We start from the raw sequence: 21,583 nt of genomic DNA on the forward strand, positions 1-21,583 counted from the left end.
CCCGGTGCTGGTCGAGACGGCTCAGTGCTGGTCGAGACGGCTCAGTGCTCCGCGAGCCGGAAGCCCTCGTCCCGCAGGTGCTGCAGCAGCCGGGCGCAGTGGTCCGGCCCCTTGGTCTCGACCTGGACCTCGATCTCGACCTCGTCGATCTCCAGGTCCACGCCGGTGCGCACGTGCGACACGTGCATGACGTTCCCGCCCGCGCCCGCGAGCTCGCGCAGCAGCCCGGCCAGGGCCCCCGGGGTGTCGTGCACCCGCACCCGCAGCTGCAGGTACCGCCCGGAGACGGCGAGCCCGTGCCGGACGACGCGCAGCAGCACGAGGGGGTCGATGTTGCCGCCGGACAGCACGACGACGACCGGCCCCTCGAGCTCGCCCGGGGCGGCCATCACGGCGGCGACGCCCGCGGCGCCGGACGGCTCCACCAGCAGCTTCGCCCGCTCGGCGACGAGCAGCAGGGCGCGTGACAGGTCCTCCTCGGACACGGTGCGCACCTCGCACCCGTGCTGCTGCAGGACGCCGAACGGCACGACGCCGGGGGTGCCGACCGCGATGCCGTCCGCCATCGTGTGCAGCTCCGGGGCGCGGACCGGCTGGCCCGCGACGAGCGACGCCGGGTAGGCCGCCGCACGCGCTGCCTGCACGCCGATGACCCGCACGTGCGGCGCGAGCTCCGCGACGACGGCCTGGATGCCCGCCGCCAGCCCGCCGCCCCCGAGCGGCACGACGATCGTGCGCACGTCCGGGACCTGCTCCAGGATCTCCAGGGCCAGGGTCCCCTGCCCGGCCACGATGTCCTCGTGGTCGAAGGGGTGGATCAGCACCCGCCCGGTGCGCTCCGCCTCGGCGCGCGCCGCGACCAGCGCCTCGTCGACGCTGCTCCCGTGCTGCCGCACCTCGGCGCCGTACTCGCGCGTGGCGGCGATCTTGGGCAACGCCGCGTCGACCGGCATGTAGACGACGGCGTCGATGCCGAGCAGCTGCGCGGCGAGCGCGACGCCCTGGGCGTGGTTGCCCGCGCTCGCGGCGACGACCCCCAGCGCCTTCTCCTGCGCGGAGAGCCGGGCCATCCGCACGTACGCGCCGCGGATCTTGAAGGAGCCGGCGCGCTGCAGGTTCTCGCACTTGAGCAGCACCGGGGCGCCGGCGATCTGGGACAGCGCGCGGGAGGTCTCGACGGGGGTGCGCGTGGCCACCCCGTCCAGCAGTCGTGCGGCGGCGCGGGCGTCGTCGAGGTAGGTCACCTGCGTATCCTTCACCGCCGGGCGTCCGACCCGCCCGCACCCCGCCGCGAGAACAGCCCGGGCGGCCGCAGCTCCACGTGGTCCTGCGTGCCGAGCTGCGGGAACTTGTCGTGCCCGTGTAGGTAGAGCACCACGGTGTTGAGCGTCGCGGCGATCGGCACCGCGAACAGCGCGCCGACGATGCCCGCGGCCATGGATCCCGCGGTGACCACCAGCAGGACGGCGACCGGGTGCAGCGACACGGCGTGCCCCATCAGCAGCGGCTGCAGCAGGTGGCCCTCGATCTGCTGCACCAGCAGCACCACGCCCAGCATGATGAGCGCGACGACCGGCCCCTGGGCGACGAGGGCCACCAGCACGGCGACGATCCCGGTGGCGATGGCCCCGACGATCGGGATGAACGAGCCGACGAACACGAGCGTCGCCAGCGGCACGGCGAGCGGTACCTGCAGGATCGCGGCGCCGAGCCCGATGCCGGTCGCGTCCACGAGCGCCACGAGGATCTGCGTCCGGGTGTAGCCGGACAGCGTGACGATGCCGCGCCGGCCGGCCTGGTGCACCCGCTCGCGCACGGACAGCGGCAGCAGCCCGACCAGCCACGTCCAGATGGTCCGGCCGTCGAGCAGGAAGAAGAAGGTGCAGAACAGCGTGATCAGGGTGCCCGCCGCGACGTGCCCGACGGTGGTCGTGAGGGACAGCGCGCCGGAGACCAGCGAGTCCGCGTTCTGGCTGACCTGCTCGCGGCCCTGCTCCACGAGCTGGTCCAGCTGGTCGGTGCTCAGCTGCAGCGGGCCGTCCGACAGCCAGGCCAGCGCCTCGTCGAAGCCCGCCGACGCCTGCTCCGACAGGTCGCCGAACCCGGCCGCGATCGACCGGCCGGCCAGCACCACCAGGCCCGTGACCACGGCGAGGAGCAGGAGCACGGAGGAGATCGCCGCGGCTCCGCGCGGGAACCGGGCCACCCGGCGCAGCCAGCTCGCGAACGGCATCAGCAGCACGGTGAGCAGCAGCGCGACGGCGACCGCCACGACGATGACCTTGAAGTACCCGACGATCCACAGCGCGACGGCAGCCGCGGCGACGATCAGGAGGAACCGCCAGGACCAGGCAGCCGCGGCCCGCATCGAGGGCGTCACGGACTGCTCGGCCGTCCAGCCCCGGGGGGTCGCGCCCGTCGTGAGGTCCCCCTCGTGCAGCACCGGCGGCGGGGCCGTGTCGGTGGCGGCCGGCCCTCCCGCCCGCGCCCGCGTCAGCGCGCGCCAGCCGCGGCCCGGCGTCGTCACGCCAGCGCCCGCGTGAGGTCGGCGATCAGGTCCGCCTCGTCCTCGATGCCGACGGACAGGCGCACCAGGTCGTCCGGGACCTCCAGGTCGGTGCCCACGACCGACCCGTGCGTCATCCGGGCGGGCAGCTCGATCAGCGACTCGACACCGCCGAGCGACTCCGCGAGCGTGAACACGCGCGTCCGGGCGCACACCTGGGCGGCGCGCTCGGCGCTCCCGGCACGGAACGACACCATGCCGCCGAACCCGGACATCTGCCGCGCGGCGACCTCGTGGTCGGGGTGCTGCTCCAGCCCCGGGTAGATGACGTCGCCCACGTCCTCGCGCTCGACGAGGAACCGCGCCACGGCCGCGGCGTTCGCGCTGTGCCGGTCCATCCGCACCGCCAGGGTCTTGAGCCCGCGCAGCGTGAGCCAGGAGTCGAACGGCCCGGCGACCGCGCCGGACGCGTTCTGGTGGAAGGCGACGGCGTCCGCGAGCGCCGAGGTGCCGGTCGGCCCCTCCAGCCCGACGGGGAGCTGCGCGCCGTCCGCGACGACCAGCGCCCCGCCGACCACGTCGGAGTGCCCGCCGATGTACTTGGTGGTCGAGTGCACGACCACGTCCGCACCGAGCGCGATCGGCTGCTGCAGGTACGGGGTCGCGAACGTGTTGTCGACGACGAGCACCGCCCCGGCCGCGCGGGCGTGCGCCGACAGCGCGGCGATGTCGGAGACGCCGAGCAGCGGGTTCGTGGGCGTCTCCACCCACACGAGCTTGGTCTGCCCCGGGCGGATCGCGGCGAGCACCGCGTCGGCGTCCGACAGGTTCACGGGCGTGTGCTCGACCCCCCAGGGCCCGAACACCCGCGCGATCAGGCGGTACGTGCCGCCGTACGCGTCGTTCGGGATGACCACGTGGTCACCGGGGCGCAGCACGGCCCGCAGCAGGGTGTCCTCCGCCGCCAGGCCGGACGCGAAGGCGAACCCCGCGCCGCCGCCCTCGGCCGCACGCAGCGCCTCCTCGAGCGCCGACCGCGTCGGGTTGCCCGAGCGGGAGTACTCGTAGCCGCTGCGCAGGCCGCCGACCCCGTCCTGCTTGTACGTCGACACCTGGTAGATCGGGGTGACGACGGCGCCGGTCTCCCGGTCGGGCTCCTGACCGGCGTGGATGGCGCGGGTCGCGAACCCGGCGTCCGACCAGTCGTCGAGGTCGACGTGCTCGCCGAGGTCGCCGGAGGCGGGAAGGGTCGGGGTGCTGTCCTGGTCGTCGCTCACGTGCTCAGGCTAGGCGCTGGCGCCCACGGGAACACGCGGGCACGCAGGGCGGTTGAGTGCGTCGGACCCGAGGAAGGGAGTCACCATGAGCTGGCTGTTCGGTTCGGCCCTCGCATCGACGATGGTCACCCCGGAGCGCGCGCTGAAGGGCCGCGACGGCTACGGCTACACCGTCCCGACGACGCACACCGTGCTCGGGACGCCGCTGCAGGGCCCCTGGCCCGAGGGCACCGCGACGATCACGCTGGGCCTCGGCTGCTTCTGGGGCGCGGAGCGCGTCTTCTGGCAGCTGCCGGGCGTCGTCGCCACGTCCGTCGGCTACCAGGGCGGGTACACGCCGTACCCGACGTACGAGGAGGTGTGCACCGGCCTGACCGGGCACGCCGAGGTCGTCCAGGTCGCCTACGACCCCACCGTGGTCTCCGACGCGGACGTCCTGCGGACGTTCTTCGAGTCGCACGACCCGACGCAGGGGTTCCGCCAGGGCAACGACCGGGGCACGCAGTACCGGTCGGCCGTCTACCCGACGACGCCGGAGCAGGAGCTCGCCGCCCGCGAGGTCCTCGCGGCGTACCAGGAGCGGCTGACCCGCGCCGGGTACGGCGAGATCACCACCGAGGTCCGCCCCGCCGCGGAGGCCGGGACGTACTTCTACGCCGAGGACTACCACCAGCAGTACCTCGACAAGAACCCGAACGGGTACTGCGGTCTCGGGGGGACGGGCGTGTCCTGCCCGCGGCCCCTGGACGCCTGAGCGGGCGCTGCCCGCTGGACGCCTGAGCGTCCGGCCTGCTGGAGCTCCACCCGAGGGGCGTCGCGCGACCACCGCGCGGCGCCCCTCGGCGCGTGGCGGGGCCGGTCAGGCGTCGCGGACCGGCTGGCACACGTCGGTCACCCAGCGCTGCGGGTCGCGCTCCTGCGCGGGCCCGACCCGGTAGACGTCGAACATCGGGCCGGCCATCGCGAGGTCGTGCCCGGCGATCCAGTCGCCGATGGCCGCCGTCACCGCCCCGACCCGCTCGTACCCACCGGTGAACGTGGCGACGGCGACGTCGCGCGCGGGGACCTCGACGCAGCGCACGCCGTCCGTCCCGGCGAACGGGGCGGCGACCTGCAGCCAGATCTCCACGTCGGGGTCGCGCTCCTGGAACCCCTCGTCGTGGAACGTGGCGCCGGCCAGGGCCCCGGCGGCGGGCACGGCGCCGGCGGCCTGCATCGCGGCGGGCAGCCGCTGCCAGAGCAGGCCCTCGTCGGCGTAGGTGGGGACGACCTCGCGCAGCGCGGCGACGGTCATCGGGGGCAGGGTGGTACGGCGGACGTCGACGGACATGACGGACTCCTCCAGCGTGGTGATGAGGTGGTCGACCCGCTCGAGCCGCCGCCGGACGTCGTCCGCGTCGGCCAGCAGCCGGGACCGCTGCTCCTCCACCGCCCGCCGCACCGCCGCCGGGTCGTCGAGCAGCGGCAGCAGCCGCGCGATCTCGGCGACCGGGAAGCCGGCGTCGCGCAGGGCGACCACCCGCCCCGCGGCGAGCAGCTGGGCCGGGGAGTAGTAGCGGTACCCGGACGCGGCGTCCACCGACGACGGCCGGAGCACCCCGCGCTCGTCGTAGTGACGGAGCATCCGCACGCTGATCCGCGCCAGCCGGGAGAACTCCCCGATGGTGAAGGTGCGTGCCTCGGACCGGGTCATGTCCATGACCTCACACCCTGACACGGTGGCAGGCTCAAGCCCGGGACTCCTGGCCCTGCCGCGGGCACGTGCGCGCGCGTACGGTGCGGCGGGTGAGCCGATCCGACGAGCACCGCACCGCCCTGGCCGCGCTCCCGGACCGCGACGTCCCGGCCTACCTGACCGCCCGGTCCGGGCTGCCCGGCCCGCGCGCGAACCTCGAGCTGGTGCAGGCGTTCGCCGACGTGGCGCCCGCTCCCCTGGTGCTGCGGCTCGCCGCCGACGACGACGCGTACCTGCGGTGCTGCGGGACGGTCGGCGTCGGGCGGCTGCTGGCGTCGGCGCCGGACCCCGGGCTGCTGGCCCTGCTGCACGGGCTGGCTGCGGACGCGTCCTGGCGGGTCCGCGAGGCGGTCGCCATGGCCCTGCAGCGGGTCGGCGACGCGGACCCGGCGGCGCTGCGCACGGTCGTCGACGGCTGGGCGCGCGACCCGCACCCGCTGGTGCGCCGGGCGGCGGTCGCCGCGATCTGCGAGCCGCGCCTGCTGCGGGACCCCGTCACCGCCGCGGCGGCCGTCGACGCATGCCGGACCACCACCGCGTCGATCGAGGCGCTGCCCGCCGGCGACCGGCGGGGCCCCGACGTGCGGACGCTGCGCCAGGCGCTCGGGTACTGCTGGAGCGTCGCCGTCGCGGGCGACCCGGCCGCCGGGCTGCCGGCCTTCGCGGAGCTCGCGGGGTCGGGCGACCCGGACACCGCCTGGATCGTGCGGGAGAACCGGAAGAAGACCCGCCTCGCCCGCCTGCTCGCCTGACGCCCGCTCCCCCTTCGACCCTCAGACGGCGGTGGCGAACGCCGCCAGGCCGAGCTGCACCGCGTGGTCGAAGAGCTGCTCGCGCTCGGCGGAGGAGAGCTCCGCGGCCTGGAACGTGAAGTCCGAGATCGACATGATCGCCAGGGCCTTGGCGCGCTCGCGGTCCGCCACCGCGTACAGGCCGGCGGCCTCCATCTCGACCGCGAGCGTGCCGTGGTCGACCAGCGCCTGCATCACCTGGGGCCGGTCGGCGTAGAACGCGTCCGAGGTGAGCACCGCACCGGCGTGCACCCCCGCGCCCTCGGTCTCCCGCCCGGCGGCGACGGCCGCGGCGGCCAGGCCGAAGTCGGGGGCGTGCGAGTAGTGCACGCCGGGGACGCGCCGCTCGCTCAGGCCCGAGTCGGTGTGCGCGGCGGTCGCGATGACGACGTCGCCGAGCTGCAGGTGCCGGGCCATGCCGCCGGCCGTGCCGATCCGGATGATGCGCTGCACGCCGTAGAACCGGAACAGCTCGGTGGCGTAGATCGCGATCGAGGGCACCCCCATGCCCGACGCCATCACCGACACGGGACGGCCCTGCCAGGTGCCGGTGTAGCCGAGGACGCCGCGGACCTCGGTGACCAGCCGCGCGTCCTCGAGCACCGTCTCGGCGATGCGGGTCGCGCGGCGCGGGTCGCCCGGCATGAGGACGTCGGGGGCGAAGTCGCCGGGCTCGGCGGAGATGTGCGGGGTGGGCATGCGGGGCTCCGGTGGGGTTCGGCGCGGGCGGACGGGCGGGGTGCGGGCCGACGGGTGCTGCCGCCGACGCCACGCCGCCGCCCGGCCCTCGTCGGGCGCGGGCGGCGGTCGTGGTCGTGCGGGTCGTGCGTCGTGCGGGTCGTGCGCTGGCGGCTGGGCGTCAGTGGGTGCCGACGATGTCGACGACGAACACCAGGGTGTCGCCGCCGCGGATGCCGGCCTGCGGGACGCCGCGGTCGCCGTAGCCGAGGTGCGACGGGATCGAGAGCAGGACGCGGGAGCCGACGGGCTGGCCGACGAGGCCCTCGTCCCAGCCGCCGATGACGGCGCCGACGCCGATCGGGAAGCTGATCGACGACCCGCGGTCGTACGAGTTGTCGAACACGGCGCCGTTCCAGCTCTGGCCGAGGTAGTGCACCTCGAGGTCGTCGCCGGCCTCGACGAGGGGGCCGTCGCCGGGCGACAGCACCAGCACCTCGAGCTCCGCGGGGGCGTCGCCCTCGGGGAACGTCAGGGTCGGCTTCTCACCGAACGATCCGGTGGCCTCGGGCAGCGTGGCGGGCATGACGTCTCCTTGGTCGGGGGTCGGACGGCTCCATCCTGCCCGCTGGCCCGCCCGTGCCGCGAATGGGCGTCCGGGCTGGGTTAGCGTCGTGCCGGCGGGCGAGGGGCGCCCGCCGGGACGGGAGCACCGATGTCGCTGACCACCTGGGCCGGGAACCTCACCTACTCCGCCGCGCGCGTGCACGAGCCGCGGACCGTCGCGGAGGTCCAGGAGGTGGTCGCCTCCGCCGCGCACGTGCGCGCGCTGGGCACCCGGCACTGCTTCAACGACCTCGCCGACACCCCGCACGACCTCGTGCGCCTCGACGCCCTGGACCCCGGCGTCGCCATCGACGAGGAGGCGCGCACGGTCACCGTCTCCGCCGGCACGCGGTACGGGACGCTCGCGCGGGCGATCCACCCGCGGGGCTGGGCGCTGCACAACCTGGCGTCGCTCCCGCACATCTCCGTGGCCGGGGCGGTGGCCACGGCGACGCACGGCTCCGGCGACCGGTCGCAGAACCTCGCGGCGGCCGTCGCCGCGCTCGACCTCGTCACCGCCGACGGCTCGCTGCGGCACCTGCGCCGCGGGGACGCCGACTTCCCGGGGGCGGTCGTGGGCCTCGGCGCGCTGGGCGTCGTCGTGCGGGTGACCCTCGACGTCGAGCCGGCGTACGACGTGGCGCAGGAGGTGCACACCGACCTGCCGTGGGAGGCCGTGCTGGAGCACCTGGACGACGTCACGGGCTCCGCGGACTCGGTCAGCCTGTTCACGGACTGGGCCGGCCCCGCGGTCCGGCAGGTCTGGCGCAAGACCCGCCTCGCGCCCGGCGCGACGTACGAGCCCCGCGCGGAGCTGTTCGGCGCGCGGCCGGCGACCGGGCCGCTGCACCCCCTGCCGGGGATCGACCCCGTGAACTGCACCGAGCAGCTCGGCCGGCCCGGCCCGTGGCACGAGCGGCTGCCGCACTTCCGGCTCGAGTTCACGCCGAGCAACGGCGACGAGCTCCAGTCCGAGTACCTCCTGCCCCGGGAGCACGCCGTCGAGGCGATCCAGCAGCTGCGCTCGCTGGCCCCGGTCGTCGCCCCGCTGCTGCAGGTCTCCGAGGTCCGCACCGTCGCCGCCGACGACCTCTGGCTCAGCAGCGCGTACGGCGGCGACCGGGTCGGGCTGCACTTCACCTGGCAGCCGCGGCAGGCCGAGGTCGAGGCCGTCCTCCCCCGGATCGAGGCGGCCCTGGCCCCGCTCGGCGCGCGACCGCACTGGGGCAAGCTCTTCGCCTCGGTCGCCGGGCCCGACGGCGACCCCCGGGCGCTGTACCCGCGGCTCGACGACTTCCGGGCCATGGTCGGGCGGCTAGACCCGGAAGGAAAGTTCCGGAACCCGTTCGTGGAGCGGCACGTCCTGGGCGGCTGAGCACCCCGTCCGGTAGGGGGAACCGGCCGCCTCCGCCTCGTGGCGGTCGCCGAGATGACAGTTCGCGCCTGCACCGGCCGCCCGCGGCCAGGCAGCGACTGCCACCTCGGCGGGCGCGGGTCGCACGCGGACGGGCGGCTACCGCGCGAGGAACGCCAGCAGGTCGTGCCGCGTCAGCACGCCGATCGGCTGGCCGTCGTCGACGACCATCAGCGCGTCGTGCTTCTGCAGCGACTCCCGAGCGGAGTCCACCGTCTCCCCCGACCCGATCAGCGGCAGCGCGGCGGACATGTGCCGGTCGACGCGGTCCGACAGCGCCGCGGCGCCGGAGAACACCGCGTCGAGCAGCTCGCGCTCCGAGACCGCGCCGGCGACCTCACCGATCTTGACGGGCGGCTCGGCGCCGACGACGGGCATCTGCGAGACGCCGTACTCCTGGAGGATCTCGATGGCGTCCCGGACGGTCTCGTTCGGGTGCGTGTGCACGAGCGCCGGCAGGCTGCCGTCCTTGGTCCGGAGCACGTCGGACACCGTCGCACCCTGGCCGGCGTCGAGGAACCCGTAGGACCGCATCCACCGGTCGTTGAAGATCTTGGACAGGTAGCCGCGCCCGCCGTCCGGGAGCAGCACGACGATGACCGCGCGCGCCGCCGCCTCCGGGTCCTCGTCCTGGAGCCGGCGCGCCAGGCGCAGCGCGCCCTCGACGGCCATGCCGCAGGAGCCGCCGACCAGCAGGGCCTCCTCGCGGGCCAGCCGCCGGGTCATGGCGAAGGAGTCGGCGTCGGACACGGCGATGATCTCGTCCGGCACGGCCGGGTCGTACGCCGGCGGCCAGAAGTCCTCGCCGACCCCCTCGACCAGGTACGGCCGCCCGTCGCCGCCCGAGTAGACGGACCCGAGCGGGTCGATGCCGACGACCCGCACCCGGCCGCCGTCGGCCTCGGCGCGCTCCGCGGACACGTCGTGCAGGTACCGGCCGGTGCCGGTGATCGTGCCTCCCGTGCCGACGCCGGTGACGAAGTGCGTGACGCGCCCGTCGGTGTCCGCCCAGATCTCCGGGCCGGTCGACGCGTAGTGGCTCGCGGGGCCGTTCACGTTGGCGTACTGGTTCGGCTTCCAGGCGCCCTCGATCTCGGTGACCAGCCGGTCTGAGACGGAGTAGTAGGAGTCCGGGTGCTCCGGCGGGACCGCGGTCGGGGTGACGACCACCTCGGCGCCGTACGCGCGCAGCACGTCGCGCTTGTCCTCCGAGACCTTGTCCGGGCAGACGAACACGCAGCGGTACCCCTTGCGCTGCGCGACCAGGGCCAGGCCGACGCCGGTGTTGCCGCTGGTCGGCTCGACGATCGTCCCGCCCGGGCGCAGCTCGCCGGAGGCCTCCGCCGCCTCGATCATCTTCAGCGCGATGCGGTCCTTGGCCGACCCGCCGGGGTTGAGGTACTCGACCTTCGCGAGGACGGTCGCGGCGAGGCCCTCGGTGACGGCGTTGAGCCGGACCAGCGGGGTGCCGCCGACGAGCTCGGAGATGTGCTGCGCGTACTTCACGGGTCGGTCTCCCAGGGAGCGTCAGGGTGGTGCGGGGCGCGAGAAGGCCCCGCCTCCCAGCCTAGGGCCGGGGTGCGGGGCCGTCGTCGCGGTGCAGGTGTGGGCGTCAGTCGCTGCCGCGGAGGATCGCGAGGATCCGAAGGATCTCCAGGTACAGCCAGACCAGGGTGACGATGAGGCCGAAGGCCGCCGACCAGGCGAACTTCGCCGGGACGCCCTGCTCGACGCCGCGCTTGATGGAGTCGAAGTCCATGATCAGGCTCGCGGCGGCCAGGCCGACCGCGAACAGTCCGACGAGGATGCCGAACGGCCCGTCGCGCAGCGGGCCGAAGCCGTCGCTCGACACGAAGAACGACATCACCAGGTTGACCACCGAGAACGCCAGGTACCCGACCATCGCGATGATCAGCCAGCGCGTGAACTTGGGGGTGACCCGCACGCGGCCGGACCGGAACAGGAACAGCGCGGCACCGAACGTCGCGAACGTGGCGATGATCGCCTGCAGCACGATCGGCTCGGCCGTGCCGGTGCTCGTGCCGTCGACCGTCATGTTCTGGAACGCCAGGCTGATCCCGCCGAGGAACACGCCCTGCGCGACGGTGTACAGCGTGATGAGCGCGGGGCTGGGGTTCCGCTTGAACGCGTTGACCAGACCGAGCACGAGGCCCACGATCGCGCCGAGCGGCCACAGCCCCGGCGCGAGGTTCCACGTCGCCGCGGCGACGACGACGAGCAGCGCGAGCAGCCCGCCCGTCTTGATGATGACGTCGTCGTAGGTCAGGCGCCCGGTGTCCCGGGTGGTCGCGGTCGGCGCGCCGTACATCTGCTCGAGCGTCGACGCCTCGATCACGGGGCCGGTGGCGCCGCCGAGCGTGCCCGTCGCCCCGCCCTGCTGCTGGCGGGCGCCCCGGTTGCCGCGGGCGCGCGGGTCGCCGAAGACGGCGCTGTTGTTGAACACCGGGTTGCTCATGGGTCCTCCAGGTCGGTTCGAGGTGCGAGCCGGCAGTGGTTCATCCGGGTTCAACGCGCGCACCGCCCCGGTAGTTCCCGCCGGCCCCGAGGTCATCCGTGAGGTGGACGCCGTCCTCCGTGATGGCGAGGCCGGGGGTCCCCAGGTTCGGCCTTGGGGTTGTTCCGCGCCGCGAGCGCCGTCCGTAGGTTCGTCATGTACCTGAGGACCCACCTGTGAGGGAACCATGATCGAGGCAAGAGGACTGACCAAGAGGTACGGCAAGAAGACGGCGGTGGCCGGCATCGACTTCGCCGTGCAGCCGGGGAAGGTGACCGGCTTCCTCGGCCCGAACGGTGCCGGCAAGTCCACGACGATGCGCATGATCGTCGGCCTGGACCGGCCGACGTCCGGGACCGTCACGGTGAACGGGCGCCCGTACGCGGAGCACCGGTCCCCGCTGACCGAGGTCGGCGCGCTGCTGGACGCCAAGGCGGTCCACTCGGGCCGCTCCGCGACGAACCACCTCCGGGCGGTCGCCGCCACGCACGGCATCGGCCGCAAGCGGGTCGACGAGGTCATCGAGATGACGGGCCTGCAGGCCGTGGCCGGCAAGCGGGTCGGCGGGTTCTCCCTCGGCATGGGCCAGCGGCTGGGCATCGCCGCCGCCCTGCTCGGCGACCCGCGCACGCTGATCCTCGACGAGCCGGTGAACGGCCTCGACCCCGAGGGCGTGCTCTGGGTGCGCAACCTCGTCAAGCACCTCGCGTCGGAGGGCCGGACGGTCTTCCTGTCCTCGCACCTGATGAGCGAGATGGCGGTGACCGCCGACCACATCCTGGTCATCGGCCGCGGCCGCATCATCGCCGACGCCCCGGTCTCCGACATCGTCGCCCGCGCGTCCGGCAGCACCGTCAAGGTCCGCAGCCCGCACGCCACCCAGCTGGTCGAGCTGCTCCGCGGCCCGGAGGTCACCGTCACGTCGGTCGAGGCCGGCCTGCTCGAGGTCACCGGCAGCACCGCCGCGCAGATCGGCGAGCTCGCCGCCCGCAGCAGCCTCGTGCTGCACGAGCTGACCCCGGTGTCCGCCTCGCTGGAGGCCGCCTACATGTCGCTGACCGCCGACGACGTCGAGTACCACTCCGCCCCCACCGGCGCGGACCCCGCCCTCGCCGCGGCCGCCGCCGCGCAGACCCCCCAGGAGGCCCGGCGATGAGCGCCACCGCCACCGTCCCCGCCACCCGCGCCGCCGCCCGGCCCTCGTCGGACGTCCGCGTCACCTTCGGCCGCCTCGTCAAGTCCGAGTGGATCAAGCTCTGGACCGTCCGCGCGACGTGGTGGGTGCTGCCCATCACCGTGGTCGCGCAGGCCGGGTTCGCCTGGCTGTTCGCGTACTTCGGCGTCCGGGAGATGGACGACGCGGGCGTCGGCTACGTCGTCACCGCCGCGGACGTCGTGGGCGGAATCCAGCTCGCGCAGCTGGCGATGGTCGTGCTCGCGGTGCTCACGATCACCGGTGAGTACACGACCGGCATGATCCGCAGCACCCTGACCGCGGCACCCACCCGGATCCCGGCGCTGCTGTCGAAGGGCCTCGTCGTCGTGGTGGTCGCGTGGGCGACCGGCGTCGTCGGCACCCTCGCGAGCTGGGCGGTCACCTACCCCGTCCTCGGGGAGGCGCACCACGTCGACCTCGGCGACGCCGTGAACCAGCGGATCCTGCTCGGCGCGCCGCTGTACCTCGCGGCGATCGCCCTGCTGGCCTACGGCATCGGCGCGATGCTCCGCCACTCGGCGGGCGCGCTCGCCGCGGTGCTCGGGCTGCTGCTGGTCGTCGAGACCATGGTGACGGCGATCCCGTGGAGCGTGTTCGAGAAGATCGCGCCGTACCTGCCGATGTCCGCCGGCTCGCAGCTCGTGCAGACCTCGGGCCCGGACGCGGTGCTCACGCCGTGGCAGGGCTACGGCGTGCTCGTCGCCTGGGGCGTGGTCGCGCTGGCGCTCGGCGCGGTGCTGCTGCGCCGCCGGGACGCCTGAGCCGTCGGCGTCCCACCGGGTCTGGCACAGTGACCCCGTCCCCGCCCGGGGGCGGGGTCGCCGTGCACCCGGGACCCCGACGCCGCAGCCGACCGCACCGACCGCACCGGAGGGCCCCCTGAGCACCGACCCGGGCCACCCGTCGATGGCCTTCACCGAGCTGGACGCGCGCCGCCTGGGCCGCGTCCGGCGGTACTTCGCCCGGCACCCGGGCGCCTCGGACGTCCTGGTCTGCCTGTTCTTCGCGCTCGGGGCGGTCGACCTGGTCAGCACCGCGCTGGGCGGGGTCCTCGGGATCGACCCCGACCCGTCCGCCCGCGGAGTGGCCGGGACGCTCGTGCTCGCGGCGCTCGGCACGGTGGCGCTGGCGTTCCGGCGGCGCTCGCCCGTCCAGGTGGCGGTGCTGCTGGCGGTGCTGGGCGCCGGCGCGGTGCTGCTGTCCGGCCACCTCGGGCCGTTCGCGCTGGGGTTCGCGTTCGCGCTCTACGTGGTGGCGGCGACGCTCCCCCAGCGGGTCGGGTGGATCGTGCTCGGCAGCGCGTCCGTCCTCGTGATCGGCGCGCTGCTGGCCTGGGGCGAGGACGCGTCCGGCGGCACCGGCATGGTCACGGTCACCACGCCCGACGGCACGGTGGTGCAGCGGGCCGACGGCGAGGACGCCGCCGCGGCGTCCGACGTGCCGAGCTTCCTGCTGCTGGGCCTGGTCGGCATGGCGGTCGGCGCCAACGTGCGCGGGCGGCGCCTGCACACCCGCGGGCTCGTCGAGCGGCACCAGCAGCTGATGGACGCGAGCGAGCAGCAGGCGAAGCTCGCCGCGGCCGCCGAGCAGACCCGGATCGCGCGGGAGATGCACGACGTGGTGGCCCACGGGCTGACCGTGATGATCGCCCTGTCGGACGGCGCCCGGGCGGCGGTGCGCCGCTCCCCGGACGACGCCGAGACCGCCCTGGACCTGCTGTCCGAGACGGGGCGCTCCGCGCTGGCCGACATGCGCCGGATGCTCGGCGTGCTGCGCGGGGCGGACGTGCCGCTGGAGCCCCAGCCCGGCACCCAGGACCTGGAGTCGCTGGTGCAGCAGTTCCGCGCGGCCGGCCTCACCGTGCACCTCACGACCACGGGGCCGCCGCTGCCGTCCGACGCCGGGCTGTCCCTCACCGTCTACCGGGTGGTGCAGGAGTCGCTGACCAACGCGCTGCGGCACGCGGGCGCGGGCAGCCGGGTCGACGTGCTGGTCCGGCACGGCGACCGCCGCGTGGGCATCGAGGTGGTCGACGACGGCGGCGGGGCGGCACCGGTCGGCGACGGGGACGGCGACGGCGGCCGGCTGTCCCGGCTGGGCGACCGGCTGAGCGACCGGCGCTCGGACCTGCTCGACGCCCGGACCGACGCCGAGCCCGCCTCGGCCCTGCCCACCGCGCCGGTCCCCGCGCGCACCGGCCGCGGCCTGGTCGGCATGCGGGAACGCGCGGCGGTCTACCGTGGCACCGTGTCCGCGGGCCCGTACCGCGCCGGCTGGCGCGTGCACGTGGAGCTGCGGACCGACGACACCGGCGCGACGGCGACGGTCGTCCCCGGGACGCCGCCCGCCCGCCCCACCACCACCGAGGAGCACGCGTGACCACGACCCCGCCGGCGGACGAGCGGACCGGACCCGTCCGGGTGCTGCTGGTGGACGACCAGCCGCTGCTGCGGATGGGCTTCCGCCTGGTGCTGGAGGACGAGGAGGACATCACCGTCGTCGGCGAGGCCGGCGACGGCGCGGACGCGATGCGTCAGGTCACGGCGCTGGCCCCGGACGTCGTCCTGATGGACGTGCGGATGCCCGGCGTGAACGGCATCGAGGCGACCGAGCGGATCGTCGCGTCGGGGTCCACGTCCCGGGTGCTGATCCTCACGACGTTCGACCTCGACGAGTACGCCTTCGCGGCGCTGCGCGCGGGCGCCAGCGGGTTCCTGCTGAAGGACGCCCGCCCCGCGGAGCTGACCGCCGCGATCCGCGCGGTCGCGACCGGGGACGCGGTGGTGTCCCCGCGCGTGACCCGCCGGATGCTCGAGCTGTTCGCGGAGGAGCTGCCCTCCGCGGGCGCCGCGCCCGCGCCCCGGACCGACGCCCGGCTGGACGACCTCACGCACCGCGAGCGCGAGGTCCTGCTCGCCGTGGCCGAGGGCCTGTCGAACGCCGAGGTCGCCGAGCGGCTGTTCCTGTCCGAGGCGACGGTGAAGACCCACGTCGGGCGGATCCTCGCGAAGCTCGGGGTGCGGGACCGGGTGCAGGCCGTGGTGCTGGCGTACGAGTCCGGGATCGTCGGGCGCTGACGCCCGCGCGGCCGTCACACCTCGCCGACCGCCTCCTCTGGCGTCCCCTCGGCGGACCGGGCCGCGCGGTCCAGCTGCCGCCACGTGAGGCGCTCGCCGACGGCGGTCGCCATGCCCTGCCCCTTCCACGCGAAGGCCAGCACGCCGAGCAGCAGCACGCCGGCGCCGACCCAGTAGGGCGCGGTGGCGCTGACGGGGTGCAGCAGGCCGGCGATGACGGGGGCGGGGGCGGCGAAGCCCCAGCGGACCAGGTTGAACGCCGCGGTGGTGGTGCGACGGTCGGCGCCGCCGATGCCGAGCGCGAGGTCGGTGAGGTTCGCGTTCGCGATGCCCATGCACACGCCGGCGAGGACGAGCACGACCACCGCCTCGGCCGTGCCGGCGCTGGTGGCGAGCAACACGAGCGCGACCAGCAGCCCGCCGATCGCGACGCCCACGGTCGCGACCGCGCCGATGCGGTGCGCGAGCCGGTGGCCGACCAGCAGGATGCCGACGGCCAGCCCGATGCCCCAGGCCGTGAACACCAGGCCGAGCGGGATCACGTCGAGCCCCAGGAACACCGGCGTGTAGCCCAGGACGACGAAGAACACGAAGTTGTAGGCCGCGGTGACGACGCACAGCGTCCGGAACGCGGGCCGGCGGTAGGGCGCGAGCACGTCGCGGAGCCGGAGCGCGCTCGGCGGGTCCTCCGGGTCGCGCAGCCGGGTGATCGACATGCCGAGCGCGACGAGCATGAGCACCCCGCAGGCGGCGAACGGCACGCGCCACGAGATCTGCCCCAGCAGCCCGCCGATCAGCGGACCGACCGCGAAGCCGAGCCCGACGCAGGTCTCGAAGAGCTCGACGACCCACTCCCGGTCGGTCGCCAGCGCGACGAGCAGCACCATGGCGGTCGCGAAGAACATCGCGTTGCCGAGGCCCCAGAGCCCGCGCAGCACGGCGAGCTGCGCGATGGTCCCGGACAGCGCGGCGAGCACCGCCGCGGCGGCGACCACCGTGACGCCGGTCGCGAGCACGGCGCGGTAGCCGAACCGGCCGGTGGCGATGACGGCGGGGATCATCCCGACCGCCATGACGATCAGGTACGCGGTGAACAGCAGCTCGATCTGCCAGGTGGAGGCGCCGATCTCCGCGCCGATCACCGGCAGGATCGGGTCGACCACGGCGATGCCGGCGATCGCGAAGAACGCGGTGAGCGCGGTGGCGTAGATGGCGGTCTTGTTCGGTTCGGGGTGCCGACTGGGCATGCGGGGTCCTCAAGGAGACGTCGTCGGGTTTACCTGCATCATACAGGTAGATTCTCCCGAGGCGTGGCAGACTGCGCGGACCGACCGATCGACGGAGAGACGATGGACCAGCCGGACGACGCCCTGCGCACCATCGAGGCGCAGGTGGCCATGCTGCTGCGCCTCTCGGAGCGGACGCGCCGCTCCGTGACGCGCCGCCCCGGGGACCTGGAGCGGTCCGCGTACCTCGTGCTCGGCGTGCTGGCCGCCGACGGCCCCGCGAGCGTGAACGGGATCGCCGACGCGCTGCGCCTGGACCCCTCGACCGTCACCCGGCAGGTGCTCGCGATGGAGCAGGCCGGGCACGTCGTGCGCACCGCCGACCCCTCCGACGGCCGCGTCACGCTGGTCGAGCCGACCCCGGGCGGCCTCGCCGCGCTGGCCGAGACCCGCGAGGTGCGGGCGCGGATGTACGGCGCCATCCTCGACGGGTGGCCGGCCGAGGACCGCGCGGAGCTCGCGCGGCTGCTCACGCGCCTCAACCTCGACGTCGACACCTGGGGCCGCGCGAACGCCCGCCGGTGAGACACCCCCGCGGGCCTGCGTGACGACGCGCGCCGGCAGCACCTACGCTCGTCCCGGCGCACCGGCCACCGCCCCCGGACCGCGCGCAGGGCGGGTGCCCGCGGGCGACCGTCCAGCGCACGGAGCACCTGACGCCGGCCATGGTGCGGCTGACCCTCGGCGGCCCGGGCATCGCCGGCTTCGTGCCGTCCCCGCACGCCGACTCGTACGTGAAGCTGGTGCTGCTGCCCGGCGTCGGGCGCTCCGCCTCCGGCGCCGACGTGCTGGCCACGTGGACCACGCCCGAGGGCCAGGTGGACCTCGAGGCCGCGCGCGCCGCGCTGCCGCCGGAGCACCAGCCGCGGATGCGCACGTACACCGTGCGCGCCTACGACGACATGGACCTCACCCTGACCGTCGACGTCGTCGTGCACGGCGCCGCGGGCGTCGCGGGACCCTGGGCGGCGGCCGCGGTCCCCGGGGACGAGATCGTGGTCGTGGGCCCCGGCGGCGGCTACACCCCGGACCTCACCGCCGACCACCACCTGCTCGCGGGCGACGCGTCGGCGCTGCCCGCCATCGCGGTGTCGCTGGAGCGGCTCGGGGACGCGGCGACCGGCGTCGCGGTGATCGAGGTCGCCGACCGGTCCGAGGAGGTCGCGCTGCACGTCCCCGACGGCATCGCGCTGCGCTGGGTGCACGCCGACGGGGCACCCCCCGGCGCGCGGCTCGTCGAGGCCGTGCGCGCGCTGCCGTGGCCGGACGGGCGGGTGCACGCGTTCGTGCACGGCGAGGCCGGGTCCGTGCGGGAGCTGCGGCGGTACCTGCGCGTCGAGCGCGGGATGGCCAAGGAGGACCTGTCGATCTCCGGCTACTGGCGGCTCGGCGCGGACGACGAGGGCTGGCGCGCGGGCAAGCGGGACTGGCTGCGGGGCATCGAGGACGCGGAGACGGCCGCCGGGCTGGACTGACCCGGCGCGCCCGCAGCGGTCAGGGCACGAGGCCGGTCAGGGCAAGAGGCCGGTCAGGGCACGAGGCCGGTCAGGGGGCGAGGTGCCACGGCCGGTCGGGGTCCGTCGGCCGCGTGTCCGCGGCGACCTCGACCGCGTAGGTCGCGGGCGGCGGGCCGTCCGGGACCGGGCCCAGGTACCGGTGCCCGGTCATCCGGCACCACGCGGGCAGGTCGATCGGGGCGACCGGGTCGGACGTGGTCAGGTGCACGACCGTCCCCGGGTCCAGCTCGCGGGCGCGGGCGCGGAGCAGGACGAGCAGCCGGGCGCAGCCCAGGTCTCCCCCGTCGACGTGCACTATCACCCGGGGACCGTACCGCGTCAGCGCTGGTGCTCCTGGTGCTCGGCGTCCCGCTCCTCCCGGTACTCGAACTCCGCCGGGTCGACCCCGCGCTCGATCAGCAGCCGGTCGATCTTCGCCTCGATCCGCTCGTCGCCCTCCTTGGACTGCGACGACCCCCAGAAGTAGAACAGCGCCAGGCCGGCCGCCTGCCAGACCAGCTGCAGGAACTCCGACTGCCAGTTCTCGAACGTGGAGGACAGGAACGCCGGGAAGAACTGGGACCACTCGAACGCCTGCCCGTGCTCCGCCGCGTCGTTGCGCTGCTCGATCAGCTGGAACAGGAACTGCCCCGCCCACGAGAACAGGAACAGGGCCCCGGTGACGATCCCGAACGAGTACGCGGTGAAGAACTTCGGGCGGTTCGGCTTCTGACCAGCCACAGCGGCCTCCTTGCTCCGGCCGGGCCCACCCCGGACCCGGTGACAGGGCGAGTGTCGCCCCGGTGGGCGGGCGGCGCCCGTCGAGCAGCGCATCCGGCACGATGGGGGCCCCCGACGGCGAAGGAGCACGACGTGCCGGCACCCCTGGACCCTGCCGCGGAGCAGGTGCGCGCCGAGCAGCAGCACCTCGACGCCGCGTACGCCCTGCTGGACCGGCAGCGTGCCGAGGTGCGGTCGGACCTGGCGGCCGTGCTGCGGCGGGGGGCGGACGGCGCGACGGACGTGCACGTGCGCGAGGCCACCGCGGCGGGACTCACGCGGCGGATCGCGCGGCTGGACGGCGCGGAGCACGCCCTGTGCTTCGGCCGGGTGGACCTGGCGGACGGGCAGGTGCGGCACGTGGGCCGGCTGGGGCTGCGGGCCGACGACCGCGACGAGCCGCTGCTGGTCGACTGGCGCGCGGACGCGGCGCGGCCGTTCTACGCCGCCACCCCGGTGCACCCGATGGGCGTGCGCCGCCGGCGCCACCTCGACGTGACCGGCCGCCGCGTCCGCCGCGTGAGCGACGAGGTGCTCGACGGATCGGCGCACCGTCCGGGCGACGTGGTCGGCGACGACCCGCTGACCGAGGCGCTGGAGGCGACGCGCACCGGCCGGATGGGGCAGGCGGTCGCCACGCTGCAGGCGGAGCAGGACGCGGTGGTCCGCTCGGACAACCGCGGTGTCACGGTGGTGCAGGGCGGGCCGGGTACGGGGAAGACCGTCGTGGCGCTGCACCGCGCGGCGTACGTGCTGTACGCGTTCCCGCGCGCGGCGGAGGACGGCGTGCTGGTGCTCGGCCCCGACTCCGTGTTCCTCGACTACATCTCCCAGGTGCTGCCCTCGCTCGGGGAGAACGACGTCGTCCTCGCGACGGCCGACGACCTCACGGGCCGGAGCGCCACGGCCGCCGAGCCGCTCGCGACGGCGCGGCTCAAGGGCACCGCCGCCCTCGCGGACGCCGTCGCGGCGCTCGTCCGCCGGCACCAGGCACCGGGAACGCCCCGGTTCGCCGTGCGGGTCGGCGGCGAGCAGATCGCCCTCGACGCCCGCACCGTCGCGGAGGGCCGTGCGCGGGCGGCCGGCAGCGGGCTGCCGCACAACGCGGCCCGCGAGGTCCTGCACGAGCACCTGGTGGACGCGCTCACCGACGCCCTGGAGCGCCGCGCGGTCGACGACCTCGCCCGCATCGACGCGGAGGTCTCGGCCGCGACGGGCATGGACCTCGACCGGGCCGCCGCCGCGGACCTGCGCTCCCTGGGCTACGACGACGGCCCGGCGCACGACCTGTCCGCGGAGTTCGACGCCGACGCGGTGCGCGAGGAGCTGGCCGGCGACCCGCTCGTCGACGCCGCCGTCACCGCCCTGTGGCCACGGCTGCGCCCGGAGGACCTGGTCCGCCGGCTGCTGTCCGACGCGGCGCTGCTCCCGGCGTGCGCGCCGCGGCTCACGGCGGACGACCGGGCCGTGCTGCTGCGTCCGGCGGACGCCCCGTGGACCCGGGCGGACCTGCCGCTGCTGGACGAGGCCGAGGCGCTGCTCGACGGGCCGCCGGAGCGGGTGTTCGGGCACGTGGTGGTGGACGAGGCGCAGGAGCTGACCGACCTGCAGTGGCGGATGGTCGTGCGGCGGTGCCCGTCGCGGTCCATGACGGTGGTGGGCGACTTCGCGCAGGCCGGGCCCGTGACCACCTCGCGCACGTGGGCGGAGGCGCTCGGTGCCCACGTCTCCGCGCGGCTGGAGGTCACGACGCTGACCGTCTCGTACCGGACGACGCAGGAGATCCTCGCGAGCACCCGGGAGCTCCTGGCCCGGATCGCCCCCGACCAGACGCCGAGCCGGTCCGTCCGGCACGGGGAGGAACCCCGGCGGCTCACGACGACCCGCGACGCCCTGGTCGCGACGGTCACCGGCGAGCTGCGCGCGCAGGCGGCGGCGCACCCGGACGAGCTGCGGGCCGTCATCGGCACCGAGGAGGTCCTGGCGGTGCTGGCCGACGCCGTGGCGCCGTGGGCGCGCGTGGTCCCGGCGTCCCGGGTGCGGGGGCTGGAGTTCGACACCGTGCTGGTCGTGGACCCCGACGGCATCGCGGCGGACCGGCCCGGCGGCGAGCGGGACGTCTACGTCGCGGTGACGCGGCCGACCCGGCGGCTGTGCACGGTCGAGGTCGCGCGGGACTGACGGCCCGGCCGCGGGTCAGGCGCGG

At 75.3% G+C, this 21,583-nt stretch carries 21 protein-coding genes; 10 read left to right on the plus strand and 11 right to left on the minus strand.

What is annotated here, in order from left to right; all coding sequences use genetic code 11:
* Positions 1 to 41: 41 nt before the first annotated feature.
* Genes ilvA through KJP73_RS09100 form a run of 3 tightly spaced genes read right to left on the minus strand, consistent with a single transcriptional unit; the run spans position 42 to position 3,678 of the window.
* Positions 42 to 1,244, minus strand: a complete 1,203-nt coding sequence (gene ilvA / locus KJP73_RS09090) for a threonine ammonia-lyase (RefSeq protein WP_213282485.1) — start codon at positions 1,242 to 1,244, stop codon at positions 42 to 44.
* A gap of 11 nt (positions 1,245 to 1,255) precedes the next feature.
* Complete coding sequence (locus KJP73_RS09095) at positions 1,256 to 2,527, minus strand: AI-2E family transporter (RefSeq protein ID WP_433995164.1); 1,272 nt, start codon at positions 2,525 to 2,527, stop codon at positions 1,256 to 1,258.
* A complete protein-coding gene (locus KJP73_RS09100) occupies positions 2,524 to 3,678 on the minus strand; it encodes a cystathionine gamma-synthase (protein ID WP_249669254.1) in 1,155 nt (384 codons plus the stop codon). The genes KJP73_RS09095 and KJP73_RS09100 overlap by 4 nt, the downstream gene beginning before the upstream one ends.
* A 190-nt stretch (positions 3,679 to 3,868) precedes the next feature.
* Between KJP73_RS09100 and msrA the strand changes: the two genes are divergently transcribed.
* Positions 3,869 to 4,537, plus strand: coding sequence for a peptide-methionine (S)-S-oxide reductase MsrA (msrA, locus tag KJP73_RS09105; RefSeq protein ID WP_213282488.1), 669 nt, complete (start codon positions 3,869 to 3,871; stop codon positions 4,535 to 4,537).
* Between the two features lie 105 nt (positions 4,538 to 4,642).
* On the opposite strand, the gene KJP73_RS09110 is transcribed toward msrA, so the two are convergent.
* Positions 4,643 to 5,476 carry a MerR family transcriptional regulator gene (locus KJP73_RS09110; RefSeq protein ID WP_213282489.1) on the minus strand — a complete coding sequence of 278 codons (834 nt, stop codon included), beginning with the start codon at positions 5,474 to 5,476 and terminating at the stop codon, positions 4,643 to 4,645.
* A gap of 92 nt (positions 5,477 to 5,568) precedes the next feature.
* On the opposite strand from KJP73_RS09110, the gene KJP73_RS09115 reads away from it, so the two are divergent.
* Positions 5,569 to 6,270 (plus strand): HEAT repeat domain-containing protein, encoded by a 702-nt coding sequence (locus KJP73_RS09115; protein WP_213282490.1) that lies wholly within the window; start codon positions 5,569 to 5,571, stop codon positions 6,268 to 6,270.
* Positions 6,271 to 6,291: 21 nt separating this feature from the next.
* On the opposite strand, the gene deoD is transcribed toward KJP73_RS09115, so the two are convergent.
* Positions 6,292 to 7,008 (minus strand): purine-nucleoside phosphorylase, encoded by a 717-nt coding sequence (gene deoD / locus KJP73_RS09120; protein WP_213282491.1) that lies wholly within the window; start codon positions 7,006 to 7,008, stop codon positions 6,292 to 6,294.
* Between the two features lie 160 nt (positions 7,009 to 7,168).
* Positions 7,169 to 7,573 carry an FKBP-type peptidyl-prolyl cis-trans isomerase gene (locus KJP73_RS09125; RefSeq protein ID WP_213282492.1) on the minus strand — a complete coding sequence of 135 codons (405 nt, stop codon included), beginning with the start codon at positions 7,571 to 7,573 and terminating at the stop codon, positions 7,169 to 7,171.
* A 129-nt stretch (positions 7,574 to 7,702) separates the two neighbouring features.
* Between KJP73_RS09125 and KJP73_RS09130 the strand changes: the two genes are divergently transcribed.
* The gene (locus tag KJP73_RS09130) at positions 7,703 to 8,968 is read left to right on the plus strand and encodes an FAD-binding protein (RefSeq protein ID WP_213282493.1); all 1,266 of its coding nucleotides are present in this window, start codon (positions 7,703 to 7,705) and stop codon (positions 8,966 to 8,968) included.
* Positions 8,969 to 9,106: 138 nt separating this feature from the next.
* On the opposite strand, the gene KJP73_RS09135 is transcribed toward KJP73_RS09130, so the two are convergent.
* Together KJP73_RS09135 and KJP73_RS09140 are read right to left on the minus strand one after the other, a co-directional pair.
* Positions 9,107 to 10,513: a cystathionine beta-synthase gene (locus KJP73_RS09135; protein WP_213282494.1), complete on the minus strand. Its 1,407-nt coding sequence runs from the start codon at positions 10,511 to 10,513 to the stop codon at positions 9,107 to 9,109.
* Positions 10,514 to 10,619: 106 nt separating this feature from the next.
* Entirely contained in the window at positions 10,620 to 11,483 is an 864-nt protein-coding gene (locus KJP73_RS09140; RefSeq protein ID WP_213282495.1) for a Bax inhibitor-1/YccA family protein, read from the minus strand.
* A gap of 226 nt (positions 11,484 to 11,709) precedes the next feature.
* Here KJP73_RS09140 and KJP73_RS09145 point away from each other — a divergent pair, with 226 nt between their 5' ends.
* From KJP73_RS09145 to KJP73_RS09160, 4 genes are all read left to right on the plus strand, one after another.
* On the plus strand, positions 11,710 to 12,678 hold the full coding sequence (locus KJP73_RS09145) for an ABC transporter ATP-binding protein (protein WP_213282496.1): 969 nt from the start codon (positions 11,710 to 11,712) through the stop codon (positions 12,676 to 12,678).
* Positions 12,675 to 13,499 carry an ABC transporter permease subunit gene (locus KJP73_RS09150; RefSeq protein ID WP_213282497.1) on the plus strand — a complete coding sequence of 275 codons (825 nt, stop codon included), beginning with the start codon at positions 12,675 to 12,677 and terminating at the stop codon, positions 13,497 to 13,499. Before KJP73_RS09145 ends, KJP73_RS09150 begins: the two co-directional genes overlap by 4 nt.
* 145 nt (positions 13,500 to 13,644) lie before the next feature.
* Positions 13,645 to 15,117, plus strand: a complete 1,473-nt coding sequence (locus KJP73_RS09155; RefSeq protein ID WP_213282498.1) for a sensor histidine kinase — start codon at positions 13,645 to 13,647, stop codon at positions 15,115 to 15,117.
* On the plus strand, positions 15,114 to 15,815 hold the full coding sequence (locus KJP73_RS09160; RefSeq protein WP_283770227.1) for a response regulator: 702 nt from the start codon (positions 15,114 to 15,116) through the stop codon (positions 15,813 to 15,815). The genes KJP73_RS09155 and KJP73_RS09160 overlap by 4 nt, the downstream gene beginning before the upstream one ends.
* Positions 15,816 to 15,829: 14 nt before the next feature.
* Here KJP73_RS09160 and KJP73_RS09165 read toward each other — a convergent pair whose 3' ends face one another.
* Positions 15,830 to 17,062: an MFS transporter gene (locus tag KJP73_RS09165; RefSeq protein WP_213282499.1), complete on the minus strand. Its 1,233-nt coding sequence runs from the start codon at positions 17,060 to 17,062 to the stop codon at positions 15,830 to 15,832.
* Positions 17,063 to 17,164: 102 nt separating this feature from the next.
* On the opposite strand from KJP73_RS09165, the gene KJP73_RS09170 reads away from it, so the two are divergent.
* Together KJP73_RS09170 and KJP73_RS19715 are read left to right on the plus strand one after the other, a co-directional pair.
* Positions 17,165 to 17,626 (plus strand): MarR family winged helix-turn-helix transcriptional regulator, encoded by a 462-nt coding sequence (locus KJP73_RS09170; protein WP_213282500.1) that lies wholly within the window; start codon positions 17,165 to 17,167, stop codon positions 17,624 to 17,626.
* Positions 17,627 to 17,766: 140 nt separating this feature from the next.
* On the plus strand, positions 17,767 to 18,576 hold the full coding sequence (locus KJP73_RS19715) for a siderophore-interacting protein (RefSeq protein ID WP_249669249.1): 810 nt from the start codon (positions 17,767 to 17,769) through the stop codon (positions 18,574 to 18,576).
* 70 nt (positions 18,577 to 18,646) lie between these two features.
* Here the strand turns inward: KJP73_RS19715 and KJP73_RS09180 are convergent, their stop codons facing one another.
* Positions 18,647 to 18,919 carry a sulfurtransferase TusA family protein gene (locus KJP73_RS09180; protein WP_249669250.1) on the minus strand — a complete coding sequence of 91 codons (273 nt, stop codon included), beginning with the start codon at positions 18,917 to 18,919 and terminating at the stop codon, positions 18,647 to 18,649.
* A 17-nt stretch (positions 18,920 to 18,936) separates the two neighbouring features.
* A complete protein-coding gene (locus KJP73_RS09185) occupies positions 18,937 to 19,338 on the minus strand; it encodes a DUF6766 family protein (protein ID WP_213282501.1) in 402 nt (133 codons plus the stop codon).
* 132 nt (positions 19,339 to 19,470) lie between these two features.
* Between KJP73_RS09185 and KJP73_RS09190 the strand changes: the two genes are divergently transcribed.
* Positions 19,471 to 21,558 carry a HelD family protein gene (locus tag KJP73_RS09190; RefSeq protein ID WP_249669251.1) on the plus strand — a complete coding sequence of 696 codons (2,088 nt, stop codon included), beginning with the start codon at positions 19,471 to 19,473 and terminating at the stop codon, positions 21,556 to 21,558.
* The last annotated feature ends 25 nt before the right edge of the window (positions 21,559 to 21,583 follow it).

Source organism: Cellulomonas hominis (genome assembly GCF_901521055.1).
Classification (GTDB): domain Bacteria; phylum Actinomycetota; class Actinomycetes; order Actinomycetales; family Cellulomonadaceae; genus Cellulomonas; species Cellulomonas endometrii.